Below are 15288 nucleotides of genomic sequence, written 5' to 3' on the forward strand. Positions count from 1 at the left end.
CGGCAGTCCGGTACGCGTACAGATACGGGTACCGGACCGCCGCCGGCGCGACAGGACGGGTGAAGGAGGGCCCGGGGGGCTCGCGGGGGCTACTTCGTCGGCTTCTTGCCCGTGATCCCCAGGTGCACCAACAGGGCCAGGTTCGGCTTGAGTTCGGCCTGCTTCACGCCCCAGGTCTGGAAGCCCTTCTGGTGGCCGGCGACCGCCGCCAGCATGGCCACCAGCGAGCCCGCCATCGCCGCGGGGCTGACGTCCTTGTCGACCTTGCCCTTCGCCTGGAGCTCCTTCACCGCGTCCGTCAGGGAGTTGGTGACCGAGTTCAGGATCTTCATGCGGATCTTGTAGAACCGCTTGTCGCCCTCCGCGGCCCCGAGGTCCACCACCCGCAGGATCGCGTCGTGTCGGCGCCAGAAGTCCAGGAATCCCTCGACCAGTTCCTCGGAGGTCTGCCAGCCGGCCTTGCCGACCCAGGAGCGGCCGGAGACCAGATCGGTCAACCCCGCGCCCTCCTTGGCCATTTCCTCCGCGATCTCGAGGACGGCGCCCTCGACGTCAGGGAAGTACTGGTAGAACGTCGCGGGTGAAGTACCCGCCTTCCGGGCCACGTCGATGACCTTGACGTCCCGGTAGGGCGAGGAGCTGAGCATCTCGCCGAGGCAGTCGAGCAGCTTCTGCCGCGTCGCCTGGCCGCGTCGTCCGGCCACGCGGCCGTCGACGGTGCGTACTTGTCCTGTCATGCCGTCAGCTTACCGAGGGGTGATCGGCGCGCGATTCGGCCGACTGCAAATGGGTATTCGGCCCACTTCCGGCCCCGCCCAGGCCCGCCCAGGGCCCGCCCCAGGCCCGTCCCCGGCCCGCATCGCGCCCTCTTTCGAGCCCTCCCTCCCCCCTCCCGCTCCCCGATAGGCTTATTAACAGCCTGTGGACAACTTCGGTGGACAACCGCCCGGGAACCCTTGCGGGACAAGGCTTCCCGGCCCCATAAAAGAACATATGTTCGTTTTTGGAGGGGTGCGGGGCAGGGGGACGGACCCTAGCGTGGGGCCATGGCCGTATTCACACAGGGCACCCCCTGCTGGGTGGACGCGCAGCTCCCCGACCTGGAAGCGGGCAAGCGCTTCTACGGCGAGCTCTTCGGCTGGAGCTTCGACCCCGAGCGCGACGAGGCCCGCCTCGACGGCAAGCGGGTGGCCGGCCTCCTCCCCAAGCGCGACGGCCGGATGCCCACCACCTGGACCGTCTACCTCGCCACCACCGACGCGGGCGCCCTCGCCGCCCGGATCAAGGCCGCCGGCGGGCAGATGGTGATGGAGCCCTACCCCGTCGGCCCCTTCGGCGTCCGGGCGCTGGCCGCCGACCCGGGAGGCGCCGTCTTCGGACTGCGCCAGTCCGGCGACGACGACGGCTTCGAGGCCGTGAACCGGCCCGGCGCCTTCTGCTGGATGGAGGTCTACACGCGGGAGCCCGAGTCGGTCGACACCTTCTACGCCACCGTCTTCGGCTGGCTCGGCCGCCAGGCCGACCCCGCCGCCGAGGGCCGCGACGGCTCCTTCGACTACCGCGTCTGGTCCCCGCCCGGCTCCCGCACGGGCGACGACTCCGCCTTCGGCGGCCGGGCGCTCATGACCGACGCCTTCCCCGCCGAGCTGCCCGGCCACGTCCTGCCCTACTTCGCCGTCCACGACTGCGACGCGGCCTGCGCCACCGCCGTCCGCCTCGGCGGGCGGGTCGCCACCGACCCGTTCGACACCCCGCACGGCCGGATCGCGGTGCTCCACGACAACCAGGGCGCCCGCTTCGCCGTCCTCGCCGAACCCGCGGACTGAGCCGCCGCACGCGCGGTGACACGAGCGGTCGCATGCGCGGTGATATGAGCTGGGACACCCCGATCCGCCCCCGGGTTCGCAACCACCGCCCCGGACAGGAAGAATCAGGGGCCACGGGGCCGTACCCTCATGGCCCTACGGGGAGGTGGCAGGCAAGTGGAGCAGCTGACGCAGCACGACCCGAGACGGATCGGGCCCTTCGAGGTGCTGGGCCGGCTCGGTGCGGGCGGCATGGGCCTCGTCTATCTCGCGCGCTCGGCGTCCGGGCGGCGCGTGGCGATCAAGACCGTACGGACGGAGCTCGCCGAGGACCAGCTGTTCCGCGTCCGCTTCACCCGCGAGGTCGAGGCCGCGCGGGCGGTCTCCGGCTTCTACACGGCGGCCGTCGTCGACGCCGACCCGCGCGCCGCCGTGCCGTGGCTCGCCACCGCGTACGTACCGGCGCCCTCCCTCGAAGAGATAGTGAACGAGTGCGGGCCGCTCCCGGCCCAGGCGGTCCGCTGGCTCGCGGCCGGCGTCGCCGAGGCCCTGCAGTCCATCCACGGCGCCGGGCTGGTCCACCGCGACCTCAAGCCCTCCAACGTCCTCGTCGTCGAGGACGGCCCCCGGGTGATCGACTTCGGCATCGCGTCCGGCGTGTCCAACACGCGCCTGACCATGACCAACGTCGCGGTCGGCACCCCGGCCTACATGTCCCCCGAGCAGGCCCGCGACTCGCGCAGCGTCACCGGCGCGAGCGACGTCTTCTCGCTGGGCTCCATGCTGGTCTTCGCCGCCACCGGGCACGCCCCCTTCCACGGCGCCAACCCGGTCGAGACCGTCTTCATGCTGCTGCGCGAGGGCCCCGACCTGGAGGGGCTGCCCGACGAGCTGCGCCCGCTGATCGACTCCTGCATGCAGATGGACGTCAGCAAGCGCCCCACCCCGGCCGATCTCCAGGCCCAGCTCGCCCCGCACCTCTTCGGCGCCGGCAGCGACGACAGCGGCACGGCGGCGGCCTGGCTGCCGCAGCGCGCCACCGCCATGATCGAGGCCCGCCGCGGCGGGCGCCCCAACCCGCCGCAGCCCCCGGCCGACCCGCCGATGCCGCCGCGCCCGCCCCGGCAGCCCGCCGAATGGGGCGGCGACCCCCGCGCCGGCCGGCCCGCCGACCGCCCGGCCGACGCGTACGGCGACCGCCCGGGCGGCGGGCGGCACGCCGGTCCCGCCGCCGCCCCGGTGCCCGACGCCGGTCCGGTGCGGCTCGGCGGCGCGCCCGTCCCGATCGGGCCCGGCCCCAGGGTCGCCGACACCCGGGCCGCCGTCGGCGTCGGCCTGGGCGCCGCCGCGGGCACCGCCACCGGCTGGATCCGCCCGCCCGGCGGCACCGGCGCCACCGAGCCCGGCCCGCCGCCCGGCTCCCGCCCGCTGCCCGGCCCCGCCCAGGCCCCCGAGGCCCAGCGGGCCCACCAGGCCCCGCAGGCACCCGAGGCGCCCGGTCACTGGCGGCCCTGGCGGTTCCGCATGTCCAACGACGTGTGGGGCACCCCGGTCGTCGACGGCGACCTGCTCTACGTGACCTCCTTCGAGGTGCACGCCCTGGACACGGCGAGCGGCCGGCGCCAGTTCAAGACCCGGGACGTGGCCTGGTCCATGGCGGTCGCCGGGGGCCGGATCCACGCCTCCGACGGGCCCACCCTGTACGCGCTCGACGCCCTCGACGGCAGCGAGCGCTGGCGGCTGCACACCGACGCCTGGGTCTACTCCCTCCAGGTGGACCGCGGCACCGTCGTCACCGGCACCCGCGGCGGCGGCGTCCAGGGCTGGGAGGCCTCCAACGGCGCCAAGCTGTGGGAGATCACCGGCGCCCAGACCGACTTCGAGACGCCCGAGGGCGGGCCCGCCGTGCACGGCGACACCGTGTACGTGTGGCGCGACGCCCGGCTCCAGGCGCTCGACGCCCGCACCGGCGTGGAGCGCTGGTCGTACCCGGTCGGCGACGCCGCCTCCTGCGCGCAGGTGCCGGTGCGGGTGGCCCCCGCGGAGGACGGCTGCGTGTACGTCGCGGCCGGCACCCGGGTGCTCTGCGTCGACATCGCGAGCGGGCACGTCCGCTGGCACTTCGAGGCGCCGGCCGTCTTCCTGGCCCCGCCCGCCTTCGCCCCTGGCCCGGCCGTCACCGGCGGCGGGGTCTACCTCGCCGACCACCTGGGCACGGTGTACGCGCTCGACGCGACCACCGGCAAGGACCGCTGGCGGATCGCCACCGAGCCCCGCCAGTCCACCGAGCCGGTCCTGGTCGCCGCGGGCAACGTCCACGTGGGCAGCGGCAGCGCGCTCTACACGCTCGACGCGGTCACCGGCACCCCGAAGTGGCGGTTCGCGGCGGGCGGCGAGCTGATCGGCACCCCGGTCGTCGCGGACGGCCGGGTGCACTTCGGCTCGGCCGACCACGTGCTGTACACGCTGGACGCGACGGGCGGCCAGCTGCGCTGGAAGCTGGCGACGGGCGGCGAGATCACCGGTTCGCCGGTGGCCAGGAACGGCGTCGTGTACGCCTGCAGCAAGGACCGCTGCGTGTACGCGCTGGACGCGGTGAAGGGCACGGCGACCAACCGGGGCGCGTGAGCGTCCGGCCTGATCCGAAAGACACCGCCTAGCCCCGGTGTCCCGGCGGTGGCGGGGTCTCGTCGCGCGCCGGGTCCCGGGGCACGTCCGAGGCGGGCGGCGGGGCGGTGTCCGGCGGCCCGTACGCGTACGGGCGCTCGGGCGGCCGCGCGTACGTCTGCGTCGGCCGGGTCGCCTGGTCCGGCCGCGTCGGGCCGTCGAGGGTCGGGTGGGTCGGCGCGGGTGCCCGGTCGACCCGGGACACGTGCCGTCCGGACCGGCCCGACATGACCACCGCGCCGAGGAGCAGCAGCACCCCGCCGCCCAGGGCGTTGGCGACGCCGTCGCCGAGTCCGCGCCCGTCGGCCCCGACGGTCAGGCTGCCCTCGGCCTGCCCGACCCGCACCATCCACAGGATGGTGAAGCCGAGCACGACGAGACCGGCCAGGGCGACGAGCAGCCGGGAGCGGAGGACGACGCCGAGCACGGTCAGCAGCGCGGCGAAGGCGAAGGGCAGCAGGATCGAACCGATCACCGAGGACCGGGTGTCGGTGATGCCGGTGAAGAGTTCGTCGATCGCGTAGTCGCGACCGTGACGGCCGTCGTACCAGGCACGGAAGGGGCTCCAGACGGCGGCCGTCGCTCCGGCGAGGGCCAGGACCGAGCCGACGATGTTGCGGATCATCGATCGGCCTCCTCGGGTCCGGCTCTCGCTGTCGACGCTACGCCGGGTGCCGGGGCCCCGCCATGTGGCGCGGAGCCGGCGCTAGGGTGACGCGAACACGACGAACGAACGGGGGCAGGGAATGGTGCGCACACGGCTGAGGCTGGCGGCGACGCTCGCGGTGGTGGTCCTCGCGCTGACCGGTTTCCAGACGAGCGGCAGCGGCGGCCACGGCGGCGGCAGCGGCAAGTCGGGCAGCAAGTCGGGCAAGAGCAGGAGCGGTGGCGGTGACGGCGGGGGCGGCGGCTGCTCCAGCTCCAAGAAGAAGAACGACGACTACGACTACACCGACACCACAGACGGCACCGGCAACGGCTCCGGCGGCGCGAACGGCTCCACGTACACGCCCTCCCCGACGACGGGCCCCGGCTCCGGCATCGAGGTCGAGGTCGTCGACTGCGTGGAACCCGCGCAGAAGAAGCGCAAGGGCAAGCCGGCCCGCAAGGCCGACACCACGGCCACGGTGCGGGTCACCGCGCCCGACGGGGAGGCGGGGCGGTACCGCATCGTCCTGGAGTTCGAGCGGGCCGACGGCTCGCCGGCCGACCGGGGCGAGGTCCTGGTCGACCTGACGGGCGGCGGCTCCCGGCTCTACGACGTCGCGATGCGGACCCCCGGCAGCGTCGGCCAGGTGAAGCACTGCGTGGTGGACGCGGTGACCCCGCAGTCCGCTTCCGCCGCCCCCGCCCCTACCGCGTCCGGTACTCCGTCGTCCTCCTCGTGAACAGCCCGGCCTGCCGGTCCGGCGGCAGGTTCCCGAGCGTCACCAGGTGCGGCGCGTGGGCGAGGGCCTGGGCGCGGGTGGCCTCCCTGGCCGACCACAGGGCGCGGACCGTCCCCTGCACGGCCTCGGTCGGGTACCCCGCGATGACGGCGGCGGCCTCCCGCGCCGCCGCCAGCGCCCCGCCGGGTGCGGTCAGCTCGGAGACCAGTCCGGTCTCGTACGCGCGCCGGGCGGAGACCCGTTCGGCGGTGCCCATCAGGGCCATCCGGGCGACTTCCCCGTACGGCATGCGCTGGGCCATGTGGATGGTCTCGAAGGCGGAGACCATCCCGTAGGCGGTGTGCGGGTCGAAGAAGGCGGCGTTCTCGCCGGCCACCAGGAACTCGGCCTCGCCGAGCAGGTAGAAGGCCCCGCCGCAGGCCATCCCCTCCACGGCCGCGATCACCGGCTTCCACAGGTCGTTGGCCTTGGGGCCGATCGCGATCAGCGGGTCGTCGATCGTGTACGGGGAGGAGGGCTGCGGCACGCCGGCGGCGGCCGTGCGGTCGATGCCGGTGCAGAAGGCGCGGCCGCCGGCGCCGGTGACGACGATCGCGCGGACCTCGTCCTCGTAGCGGAAGCCGCGCCAGGTCTCGGCGAGCGTCCGGGCCATCTCCAGGGTGACGGCGTTGTGCTTCTCGGCCCGGTCGAGGGTGACGACGGCGACGCCGGTCTCCTTGTCCCGCTCGACGCGGATCCCGGAGCCGCTCATCCGCGCTCCAGCAGCCAGCGCGGGACGGCGACGCCGTCGATCTCCGTGAACGCCACCTTCACGGCCGCGCCGATCCGCAGCCGCGCCGGGTCGACCGAGTTCAGCGGGGCGTCGGGGGCGGCGACCACGTTGCCGGCGAGGCGGATGCGGGGGGCGTCGGCGAGTTCGACGAGGACCGCGTTGTACGGGGCCAGTTCGGCGTAGTCGGGGAGCAGTGGCGGGTGGGGGAGGACGTAGGACCAGATCCGCCCGCGGCCGGACATGAGCCGCCACTCGCTGTCGAAGGACTGGCAGTGCGGGCAGCAGGGGCGGGGCGGGAAGCGGAGTTCGCCGCAGTCGGGGGCCGCGCAGGCCTGGATGCGGAGTTCGCCGCGGGCGGTGTACTCCCAGAAGGGGGCGCCGTCCTCGTCGGTGACGGGGGTGAGCAGGGCCATGGGGTCAGCTCCTCAGCAGGATCGCGGACGTGGGGACGCCTTCGCCGGCGGTGACCAGGCAGGTGGCGGCGTCGGGGACCTGGGCGGTGGAGACGCCGCGGAGCTGCTTGACGCCCTCGTTGATGAGGTTGAAGCCGTGGACGTAGGCCTCGGAGAGCCCGCCGCCGCCGGTGTTGAGCGGCAGCCGTCCGCCGATCTCCAGGGCGCCCCCTTCGGTGAAGGCGGCGCCCTCGCCGCGGCCGCAGAAGCCGTAGCCCTCCAGGGAGAGCGGGATCAGCGGGGTGAAGGCGTCGTAGATCTGGGCGACGTCGATGTCCTCGGGGCCGAAGTCGGCCTGCTTCCAGAGGTGTCGGGCGGCGGTCCAGGCGGGCCCGGAGAGCGGGTCGTCGTTCCAGTAGTTGACCATGCCGTGGTGCTGGGCGGGCAGTCCCTGGGCGACGGAGTGCACGTAGACGGGCTTCTGCCGGCAGTCGCGGGCGCGTTCGGCGGAGACGATCACGCAGGCCAGCGCCCCGTCGGTCTCCAGGCAGTTGTCGAAGAGGCAGAGGGGTTCGCTGATCCAGCGGGAGGTCATGTACATCTCGCGGGTCAGCGGGCGCTCGTACATCATCGCGGCGGGGTTCTGGTTGGCCCGGTTGCGGCAGGCCAGGGCCACGTTGAAGAGGTGGTCGCGGGTGGCGCCGTACTCGTGCATGTAGCGGCGGGCGAGCATGCCGATCTCGTCGGCGGGCCGGAGCAGTCCGAAGGGGCGGGTCCACTGGCCGGGGGTGGGTAGCTGGACGGCGGTGTTCTTCCAGGGGCGCGGCCCGCTGCCGCGCTTGCGGGAGCGCCAGGCGACGCCGACGGTGGCCTGTCCGGAGGCGACGGCGGCGGCGAGGTGCCCGACGGTGGCGCAGGAACCGCCGCCCCCGTAGCCCACCTTGGAGAAGAAGGTGACGTCCCCGGCGCCGATCGCCTTGGCGACCTCGACTTCGTCGGTCTCCTCCATGGTGTACGAGGCGAAGGCGTCGACCTCGGAGGGGGCGATGCCGGCGTCGTCGAGGGCGGCGAGGATCGCCCGGCAGGCGAGGGTCTTCTCCGACTCCGGGAGCTGTTTGGCGAAGGGGGTCTGGCCTATCCCGACGATGGCTGTTGCGTCCTTGAGCACGTGGTCCTCCCGGCCCGGCAGCACTGCTGACAGCGCGTCAGGCTACAGCTAATCTGACGGATAGTCAGCTACGGGAGGAGTGGGCGATGGAGTGGGGCTCGATACCGGAGTTGGTGCGCCGGGCCGCCGGGCGGTACGCGGAGCGCGAGGCGGTCGTCGACGGCCGCACCCGGATCACGTACGCCGAACTCGGCGAGCGCGTCGAACGCGCGGCGGCCGCCTGTCTGGCCGCCGGGGTGCGGGCCGGGGACCGGGTCGGGATCTGGGCGCCCAACACCCTCGACTGGATCGTCTCCGCCCTCGGCGCGGTCACCGCGGGCGCCGTCCTCGTCCCGCTCAACACCCGCTTCAAGGGCGCCGAGGCCGCCGACGTGCTGGTCCGCTCCCGGGCCCGGCTGCTCTTCGTCACCGGCACCTTCCTCGGCACCTCGTACGTGGCCTCGCTGCGCCGCGCGGGCGTGGAACTGCCCGACCTGGAGCGGGTGGTGGTCTTCGGCGACACGGCGCCCGACGACCCCGGCTACACCACATGGAAGTCCTTCCTCTCGGAGGGGAACGACGTCCCGGCCGCCGAGGTGTGGAACCGGGCCGCAGCGATCCGCCCGTCCGACCCCTCCGACATCATCTACACCTCCGGCACCACCGGCCGCCCCAAGGGGGCCGTCATCACCCACGGTCAGACCCTGCGCTGCTACGCCCTGTGGAGCGAGCTCGCCGGGCTGCGCGAGGGCGACCGCTATCTGATCGTGAACCCCTTCTTCCACACCTTCGGCTACAAGGCCGGCATCATCGCCTGCCTCCAGCGCGGCGCGGTGATGGTGCCGCAGCCCGTCTTCAACGTGGACACCGTCCTCGCCAACATCGCCGCCGAGCGGATCACCGTCCTGCCCGGCCCGCCCACCCTCCACCAGTCCCTCCTCGACCACCCCGCCCGCGGCTCCCACGACCTGAGCTCGCTGCGGCTGGTCGTCACCGGCGCGGCGGTCGTCCCGCTCCGCCTCGTGGAGCGGCTCCGCGCCGACCTGGGCGTCGGCACGGTCCTCACCGCGTACGGCCTCTCCGAGGCGAGCGGCATCGTCTCGATGTGCCGCCGGGGCGACCCGGCCGAGGTGATCGCGCGCACCTCCGGCCGCGCCGTCCCCGGCACGGAGCTGCGCCTGTCCGAGACGGGAGAGGTCCTGGTCCGCGGCTTCCACGTGATGTCCGGCTACTTCGAGGACCCGGAGGCGACGGCGGCCGCGATCGACCCGGAGGGCTGGCTGCACACCGGCGACGTGGGCGTCCTGGACGAGTCGGGCAACCTCCGGATCACCGACCGGATCAAGGACATGTTCATCGTCGGCGGCTTCAACGCCTACCCGGCGGAGATCGAGCAGCTCCTCGGCCTCCACCCCGACGTCGCCGACGTCGCCGTCGTCGGCGTCCCCGACCCCCGCCTCGGCGAGGTCGGCAAGGCTTTCGCGGTCCGCCGCCCCGGCTCGACGCTGACGGCGGACGACCTGATCGCCTGGTCCCGCCGGGAGATGGCCAACTACAAGGTGCCCCGCGAGGTCGAGTTCGTGCCGGAGCTGCCGCGGAACGCGAGCGGCAAGGTGGTGAAGGGCGAGCTCAGGTCGCGGTCGGGCGGCTGAGCGCGACGGGCGGCCCGTACGCCAAAGGGCCTGGACCGGTTGTGCCGGTCCAGGCCCTCCCCCCTGCGCGCGCGTGGCGTGCCTCGTCCTGGTCGGGCGGGCGGTCCCCACCGCCTGCCCTTCCGAACGTGATCGATCATCGCGAACGTCGAACGCGAGTGCGAGGTGCGGTCGCGTACTTCGTCAGGTCCGCGATCGTCACACCCCCCGTGTGACGTGCGACGGAGGGACCGGACCCGAGGTCCGGCCCCTCCGCCCTACGATCGCCCGCCCCCCTGCCGCACCGGGCCGTGCCCCTCGGATCCCCCCGACCCGGGGGCGTCCCCCGAACCGGTGCGGCGTTGCTCTGCGGACGACCACGGCCCCGGCGACTCCCCCGATGGCGCCGCCGGAACCGTCCCCGTGGCGTGTGGCTCAGATGGTCGGCTTGGCCGGCTCCGACGTGGCGTGCATGTCCATCGTCGTGATGTCGCCCTTGCCCGTGACCTTCGCGGTGATGGCATCGATCGCCGGCTCGGACGTGGCGTGCATGTCCTTGGTGGTGATCTCGCTCTCGGTGCCGCCCGTGGCGTGCATGTCCTGAGGCTTGACGACCGGGTTCTGCTCGATCGGGTTGCTCATCTCGTCAGCTCCTGCGTCTGAAGGGTGGGGATTCGGCGCTGGATCCGTCCGGCCGCTCCCCCGTGAACCAGCCGGACGGATCCTTCGTGGCCGCTCACCCTAATTGCCAGAGGTGACGACCTTGTCGCTGACCCGTCTGCCCCCCGACGCGACGGATCGACAGGAGAAGCGTGCCGTCCGGCGATAAACGAACGATGAACGCGCAGGCCGGGGGTGCTGGGGGCGGACCTACGCCGCGCTGGTGACGTCGAGCAGCTCGCGGACCTCGGCCGCCTCGGGGGAGCCGAGTCCCTCGAAGACGTCGAGCGCCTCCCGCCAGCAGACCTGGGCGCGCCCCGACTGGCCGATGCCGCCGAGGGCCCGCCCGAGCACGGTCAGCACGTTGGCCCGGCGCCATTCGCCGCCGATGCCCCGCAGGACCGTGAGCGCCATCTCGGCGTTGGACGCCGCCTGGGCGTGCCGCCGCGCGGCGATGTCCACCTCCGCCAGCCGGAACAGGGTCATGCCCTCCCACAGCCGCTGGCGGCTGTCCCGGAAGACCTCCAGCGCCTCCCGCAGCCGCTCTACGGCCGGGCCGAGCTGCCGGGCCTCGGTGAGCGCGAGGCCCAGCGCGTAGCGCCCGTTGGCGCCGCGCAGCGAGTGCCCGATCGAGTCGTAGATCGCCGTGCCCTCCTCGGCGAGCGCGATCGCCTGCGCGGTGCGGCCCATGGCGAGGTGGATCCGGGACAGGTTGCACAGGGCGCTGGCCTCGCCGGGCCGGTCGCCGATGCCCCGGAACCGCTCGATGGCGTGGGCGAGATGGACCTCGCCCTCCTCGAACCGGTTCTGGTACAGGGCGATGATGCCCCGCGCGTTCGCGGACCAGCAGCCGGGCAGCGGGTCCCCGGCCGCCTCGGCGCAGGGCAGCGACAGCATCGCGTCGCGGTCGGCCTCCTCGAACCGCCCCGCGGTGTGGTGGACGCCGGCCAGCGCCATCAGGGCCCGGCCCTCGGCGCGGACGTCCCCGAAGGCGTGCGCCGCCTCGCGGACGACCGAGGCGATCGCCTCGAACTCCTTCGCGTTGGTGCCGGACTCGCCCAGGTCCAGCGCCGCCCACAGCAGGTCCACCGCCCGCCGCAGCGTCCCCGCCGTCGTGGCCGACTGGCGGACGCAGGCCAGCAGGCAGTTGGCCTCGGCGTAGAGCCAGTCCTGGGCGGCGTGCCGGTCGGTGAAGACGAGGCCCTGGTAGGCGGTCGGCTCCAGGTGGTCGACGAGGCGGTCGCCGGGGCGCTCGATGGCGTACACCCGGGAGGCCGTGGACAGGTAGAAGTCCAGGAGCCGGGAGAGCGCCAGCTCCCGCTCGGCCGGCGGCTGTTCGTCGCGCTCGGCGCAGGCACGCGCGTAGAGGCGGACGAGGTCGTGGTAGCGGTAGCGGCCCGGCGCGGCGGACTCGACGAGGGAGGTGTCGACGAGGGCCTCCAGGAGGTCCTCGGTCTCCCACTCCGGCAGGTCCAGCACGGCGGCGGCCGCGGCCAGCGAGATGTCGGGCCCGTCGGCGAGGCCGAGCAGCCGGAAGGCGCGGGCCTGGGCGGGCTCCAGCTGCCCGTAGCCCAGCTCGAAGGTGGCCTTGACGGCCAGGTCGCCGGCCTGGAGCTCGTCCAGTCGGCGCCGCTCGTCGGCCAGCTTGGCGGCGAGCACGGAGACCGTCCAGGTGCGGCGGGCGGCCAGCCGGGACGCGGCGATGCGGATGGCCAGCGGCAGGAAGCCGCAGGCGGCGACGACGTCGAGGGCGGCCTCGCGCTCGGACTGGACCCGCTCGGTGCCGACGATCCGGGTGAAGAGCTGGAGCGCCTCCTCGGGGGACATCACGTCCAGGTCGACCAGGTGCGCGCCGGCCAGGTCGACCATCCGGATGCGGCTGGTGACGAGCGCGGCGCAGCCGGCCGTGCCGGGCAGCAGGGGCCGGATCTGGGCGGCGTCCCGGGCGTTGTCGAGCAGCACCAGGACCCGGCGCCCGTCGAGCGTGGAGCGGTAGAGCGCGGCCCGCTCGTCGAGGGAGTCGGGGATGGCGGAGTCGGGGGTGCCGAGGGCCCGCAGGAAGGCCCCGAGGACGGTCTCCGGCGCCGCGGCCCGGGAGCCGGCGCCCTGGAGGTCCACGTACAGCTGTCCGTCGGGGAAGTGCGGGCGGGCCTCGTGGGCCACGTGCACGGCGAGGGTGGTCTTGCCGACGCCGCCGATGCCGGCCAGCGCCGAGACGGCCATGACGTGCCCCTCGGCGGTGGCGAGCCGGCCGCCCAGCTCCCGTACGAAGGAGGCGCGGCCGGTGAAGTCGGGCACGGTGGCGGGCAGCTGGGCGGGGCGGGCGACGGGGGCAGCGGCCGGGGGCTGCTCGTCGACGGGCCGGGCGAGTTCGGCGTCGGCCTGGAGGATGCGCTGCTGGAGCCGGGAGAGCTCGGGGTTGGGGTCGACGCCGAGCTCGTCGGCGAGGAGGCGCCGGGTGTCGGCGTAGACCGCGAGGGCCTCGGCCTGCCGCCCGGAGCGGTAGAGCGCGAGCATGAGGAGTTCGCGCAGGCGCTCGCGCAGCGGGTGCGCGGCGGTGAGCGCGGTCAGCTCGGAGACGGCCTCCGCGTGGGCGCCGACCTCCAGGTCCAGGTCGAGCCGGGTCTCCAGGAGCTGGAGCCGCCATTCCTCCAGGCGGGTGCGCTGGGTGTCGGCGTACGGCCCGGGCACGGAGGCGAGGGTCTCGCCCTCCCAGCGCCCGAGGGCCTCGTTGAGCCGGTCGCGGGCGGCGCAGCGCTGCCCGGCGGCGCGCAGCTTGTCGGCCTCGGCGGCGAGCTCGTGGGCCTCGGTGAGGTCGAGGGTGAGGCCGGGCGCGGTGGTGCGCAGGGCGTAGCCGCCGGACTCGCTGACGAGGACGCCGGGGTTCAGGATCTTGCGCAGCCGGGAGGCGTACGTGCGGACGGCGGCGAGCGCCTGCGAGGGCGGTTCCTCGCCCCAGATGGCGTCGATCAGCTCGCCGGCGGTGGCGGTCCGCCCGTCGCGCAGGAGCAGCGCGGCGAGCAGGGCCCGCTGCTGCGGCGAGCCGGTGGGCAGCACCTGGTCGCCCCGCGAGGCCCGTACGGGACCGAGGACGCCGAAGCGGAGGGCGTCGGCCGGGCCGTCGCCGGCGGTGGTGCCGGCGCCCCCGGGGACGCCTTCGCCGGTGCCGGGGCCAGTGCGACTGCCCTCCGGGCCGACCGCTCCGAGGCCGGTACCGGTGCTGGTGCCGGTGCCTTCGGAGGTGTCCGCGCCCGCCCCCGTGACGGCATCCGCGCCCGCGCCCACGCCGCCGTCGCGCGCCGCTCCGTTTCCGGGCACGCGGGAGCGCGGTTCCTCGGCCGGCCCGCTGCCGGTTCCGACGGAACCCGTTGCCGGAGGCCGTTGCTCCGGAACCCGCGGCCCGCTCACACGGTCCATTAGCTCCCCCTGCCCGTACCGCTGGTTTCGCCCAAGACAGTCTGCCTTGTCCGGAGGGCGCGCGTCAGCATCGGGTCGACGGATCCGGCATCGGGTGGGAGCGCATGAGCTGACGAACCGTCAGATCGGCGCTACCGTGAACGGCATGGAGAGCTTCCCCAAGATCATCTCGGTGGACGACCACACCGTGGAGCCCCCGCACGTCTGGCAGGACCGGCTCCCGTCCCGCTATCGCGACACCGGCCCCCGGATCGTCCGCGCCCCGTTGAAGGAAATGACCTTTCTGGGCGGAAAGTTCGCCCCCGTCATGGGCGCCAAAGGGGACGAAGGTCCCATAGGCGACTGGTGGGTCTACGAGGACCTGCACCGTCCGCTGACCCGCCTCGACACCGCCGTCGGCTACGACCGCGACGAGATCCGGCTGGAGGTCATCACCTACGAGCAGATGCGGCCGGGCTCGTACTCGGTGCCCGAGCGGCTCGCCGACATGGACGTGAACCACGTCCAGTCGGCCCTCTGCTTCCCCACGTTCCCCCGGTTCTGTGGTCAGACCTTCACAGAAGCCGCCGATCGTGAACTCGGTCTCCTCGGCGTGCGCGCCTACAACGACTGGATGGTCGAGGAGTGGTGCGGCCCCGAGGCGCGGGGCCGGCTCATCCCGCTGACCCTGATCCCGCTCTGGGACCCGGAGCTCGCCGCCGCCGAGGTCCGCCGCAACGCGGCCAGGGGCGTGCGCGCGGTCGCGTTCTCCGAGATACCCCCGCACCTCGGGCTGCCCTCGGTCCACACCGACCACTGGGACCCCTTCCTGCGGGCCTGCGACGAGACCGGCACCGTGATCGCCATGCACATCGGCTCCTCCAGCCGGATGCCGTCCACCTCCGCCGACGCCCCGCCGGCCGTCGGCTCCACCATCACCTTCGCCAACTGCTGCTTCTCGATGGTCGACTGGCTGATGAGCGGCAAGTTCGAGCGCTTCCCCAACCTGCGGATCATGTACGCCGAGGGGCAGATCGGGTGGATCCCGTACATCCTGGAGCGCGCGAACGTCGTGTGGGAGGAGAACCGGGGCTGGGGCGGGGTCGCCGACAAGGTGCTGCGCCCGCCGTCGGAGCTCTTCGCGGAGCACGTCTTCGGCTGCTTCTTCGACGACGCCTTCGGGCTGCGCAACCTCGACGCCATCGGGGTGGGCAACGTCCTCTACGAGACCGACTACCCGCACTCGGACTCCACCTGGCCCAAGTCCCGCGAGGTGGGCGAGGCGCAGATGGGCCACCTGGCGCCGGACGTGGTCGAGCGGATCGTGCGCGGCAACGCGATCGACCTGCTGGGCCTCACCGAGGACGGCCTCTGGCGCCCCTAGCGGGCCCCGCGCCTAGCGGGCCCCGCGCCGGAAAGGGCCCGCCCGG

At 73.9% G+C, this 15288-nt stretch carries 12 protein-coding genes; 5 read left to right on the top strand and 7 right to left on the bottom strand.

All coding sequences use genetic code 11. The features are described 5' to 3' along the window. Nucleotides 1-89 precede the first annotated feature (89 nt). The gene (locus tag ABD981_RS23140) at nt 90-737 is read right to left on the bottom strand and encodes a TetR family transcriptional regulator (protein ID WP_046909946.1); all 648 of its coding nucleotides are present in this window, start codon (nt 735-737) and stop codon (nt 90-92) included. 309 nt (nt 738-1046) lie between these two features. On the opposite strand from ABD981_RS23140, the gene ABD981_RS23145 reads away from it, so the two are divergent. Together ABD981_RS23145 and afsK are read left to right on the top strand one after the other, a co-directional pair. After that, on the top strand, nt 1047-1826 hold the full coding sequence (locus tag ABD981_RS23145; RefSeq protein ID WP_046909945.1) for a VOC family protein: 780 nt from the start codon (nt 1047-1049) through the stop codon (nt 1824-1826). A gap of 156 nt (nt 1827-1982) precedes the next feature. Next, nucleotides 1983-4433: a protein serine/threonine kinase AfsK gene (afsK, locus tag ABD981_RS23150; RefSeq protein WP_345530375.1), complete on the top strand. Its 2451-nt coding sequence runs from the start codon at nt 1983-1985 to the stop codon at nt 4431-4433. Nucleotides 4434-4461: 28 nt separating this feature from the next. Here the strand turns inward: afsK and ABD981_RS23155 are convergent, their stop codons facing one another. Beyond that, complete coding sequence (locus ABD981_RS23155; RefSeq protein ID WP_123954334.1) at nt 4462-5097, bottom strand: hypothetical protein; 636 nt, start codon at nt 5095-5097, stop codon at nt 4462-4464. Between the two features lie 121 nt (nt 5098-5218). Between ABD981_RS23155 and ABD981_RS23160 the strand changes: the two genes are divergently transcribed. Next, nucleotides 5219-5860 (top strand): hypothetical protein, encoded by a 642-nt coding sequence (locus tag ABD981_RS23160; RefSeq protein ID WP_046906831.1) that lies wholly within the window; start codon nt 5219-5221, stop codon nt 5858-5860. Here ABD981_RS23160 and ABD981_RS23165 read toward each other — a convergent pair. From ABD981_RS23165 to ABD981_RS23175, 3 genes are read right to left on the bottom strand one after another with little or no spacing between them, the layout of a single operon-like run. Next, nucleotides 5826-6611, bottom strand: a complete 786-nt coding sequence (locus ABD981_RS23165; protein ID WP_046906832.1) for an enoyl-CoA hydratase/isomerase family protein — start codon at nt 6609-6611, stop codon at nt 5826-5828. The two genes, ABD981_RS23160 and ABD981_RS23165, sit on opposite strands and share 35 nt — an antisense overlap. After that, nucleotides 6608-7045 (bottom strand): Zn-ribbon domain-containing OB-fold protein, encoded by a 438-nt coding sequence (locus ABD981_RS23170; protein WP_046906833.1) that lies wholly within the window; start codon nt 7043-7045, stop codon nt 6608-6610. Before ABD981_RS23170 ends, ABD981_RS23165 begins: the two co-directional genes overlap by 4 nt. A gap of 4 nt (nt 7046-7049) precedes the next feature. Next, nucleotides 7050-8192 (bottom strand): lipid-transfer protein, encoded by a 1143-nt coding sequence (locus ABD981_RS23175; protein ID WP_046906971.1) that lies wholly within the window; start codon nt 8190-8192, stop codon nt 7050-7052. Between the two features lie 86 nt (nt 8193-8278). On the opposite strand from ABD981_RS23175, the gene ABD981_RS23180 reads away from it, so the two are divergent. After that, nucleotides 8279-9823: a FadD3 family acyl-CoA ligase gene (locus ABD981_RS23180; protein ID WP_046906834.1), complete on the top strand. Its 1545-nt coding sequence runs from the start codon at nt 8279-8281 to the stop codon at nt 9821-9823. Between the two features lie 414 nt (nt 9824-10237). Here the strand turns inward: ABD981_RS23180 and ABD981_RS23185 are convergent, their stop codons facing one another. Both ABD981_RS23185 and afsR read right to left on the bottom strand, forming a co-directional pair. Continuing rightward, nucleotides 10238-10444, bottom strand: a complete 207-nt coding sequence (locus tag ABD981_RS23185) for a hypothetical protein (RefSeq protein WP_046906835.1) — start codon at nt 10442-10444, stop codon at nt 10238-10240. 228 nt (nt 10445-10672) lie between these two features. Further along, a complete protein-coding gene (afsR, locus tag ABD981_RS23190) occupies nt 10673-13879 on the bottom strand; it encodes an SARP-family global regulator AfsR (RefSeq protein ID WP_046906836.1) in 3207 nt (1068 codons plus the stop codon). A gap of 145 nt (nt 13880-14024) precedes the next feature. Between afsR and ABD981_RS23195 the strand changes: the two genes are divergently transcribed. Next, nucleotides 14025-15242: an amidohydrolase family protein gene (locus tag ABD981_RS23195; protein ID WP_046906837.1), complete on the top strand. Its 1218-nt coding sequence runs from the start codon at nt 14025-14027 to the stop codon at nt 15240-15242. The last annotated feature ends 46 nt before the right edge of the window (nt 15243-15288 follow it).

Source organism: Streptomyces showdoensis (assembly GCF_039535475.1).
GTDB lineage: Bacteria > Actinomycetota > Actinomycetes > Streptomycetales > Streptomycetaceae > Streptomyces > Streptomyces showdoensis.

Bases quoted from the DNA above. Each gene is read 5' to 3' on its own strand.
- ABD981_RS23180 (WP_046906834.1), top strand. From the start codon at position 8,279: ATGGAGTGGGGCTCGATACCGGAGTTGGTGCGCCGGGCCGCCGGGCGG.
- ABD981_RS23145 (WP_046909945.1), top strand. From the start codon at position 1,047: ATGGCCGTATTCACACAGGGCACCCCCTGCTGGGTGGACGCGCAGCTC.
- ABD981_RS23195 (WP_046906837.1), top strand. From the start codon at position 14,025: ATGGAGAGCTTCCCCAAGATCATCTCGGTGGACGACCACACCGTGGAG.
- ABD981_RS23140 (WP_046909946.1), bottom strand. From the start codon at position 737: ATGACAGGACAAGTACGCACCGTCGACGGCCGCGTGGCCGGACGACGC.
- ABD981_RS23185 (WP_046906835.1), bottom strand. From the start codon at position 10,444: ATGAGCAACCCGATCGAGCAGAACCCGGTCGTCAAGCCTCAGGACATG.
- ABD981_RS23155 (WP_123954334.1), bottom strand. From the start codon at position 5,097: ATGATCCGCAACATCGTCGGCTCGGTCCTGGCCCTCGCCGGAGCGACG.
- ABD981_RS23165 (WP_046906832.1), bottom strand. From the start codon at position 6,611: ATGAGCGGCTCCGGGATCCGCGTCGAGCGGGACAAGGAGACCGGCGTC.
- ABD981_RS23170 (WP_046906833.1), bottom strand. From the start codon at position 7,045: ATGGCCCTGCTCACCCCCGTCACCGACGAGGACGGCGCCCCCTTCTGG.
- afsR (WP_046906836.1), bottom strand. From the start codon at position 13,879: ATGGACCGTGTGAGCGGGCCGCGGGTTCCGGAGCAACGGCCTCCGGCA.
- ABD981_RS23160 (WP_046906831.1), top strand. From the start codon at position 5,219: ATGGTGCGCACACGGCTGAGGCTGGCGGCGACGCTCGCGGTGGTGGTC.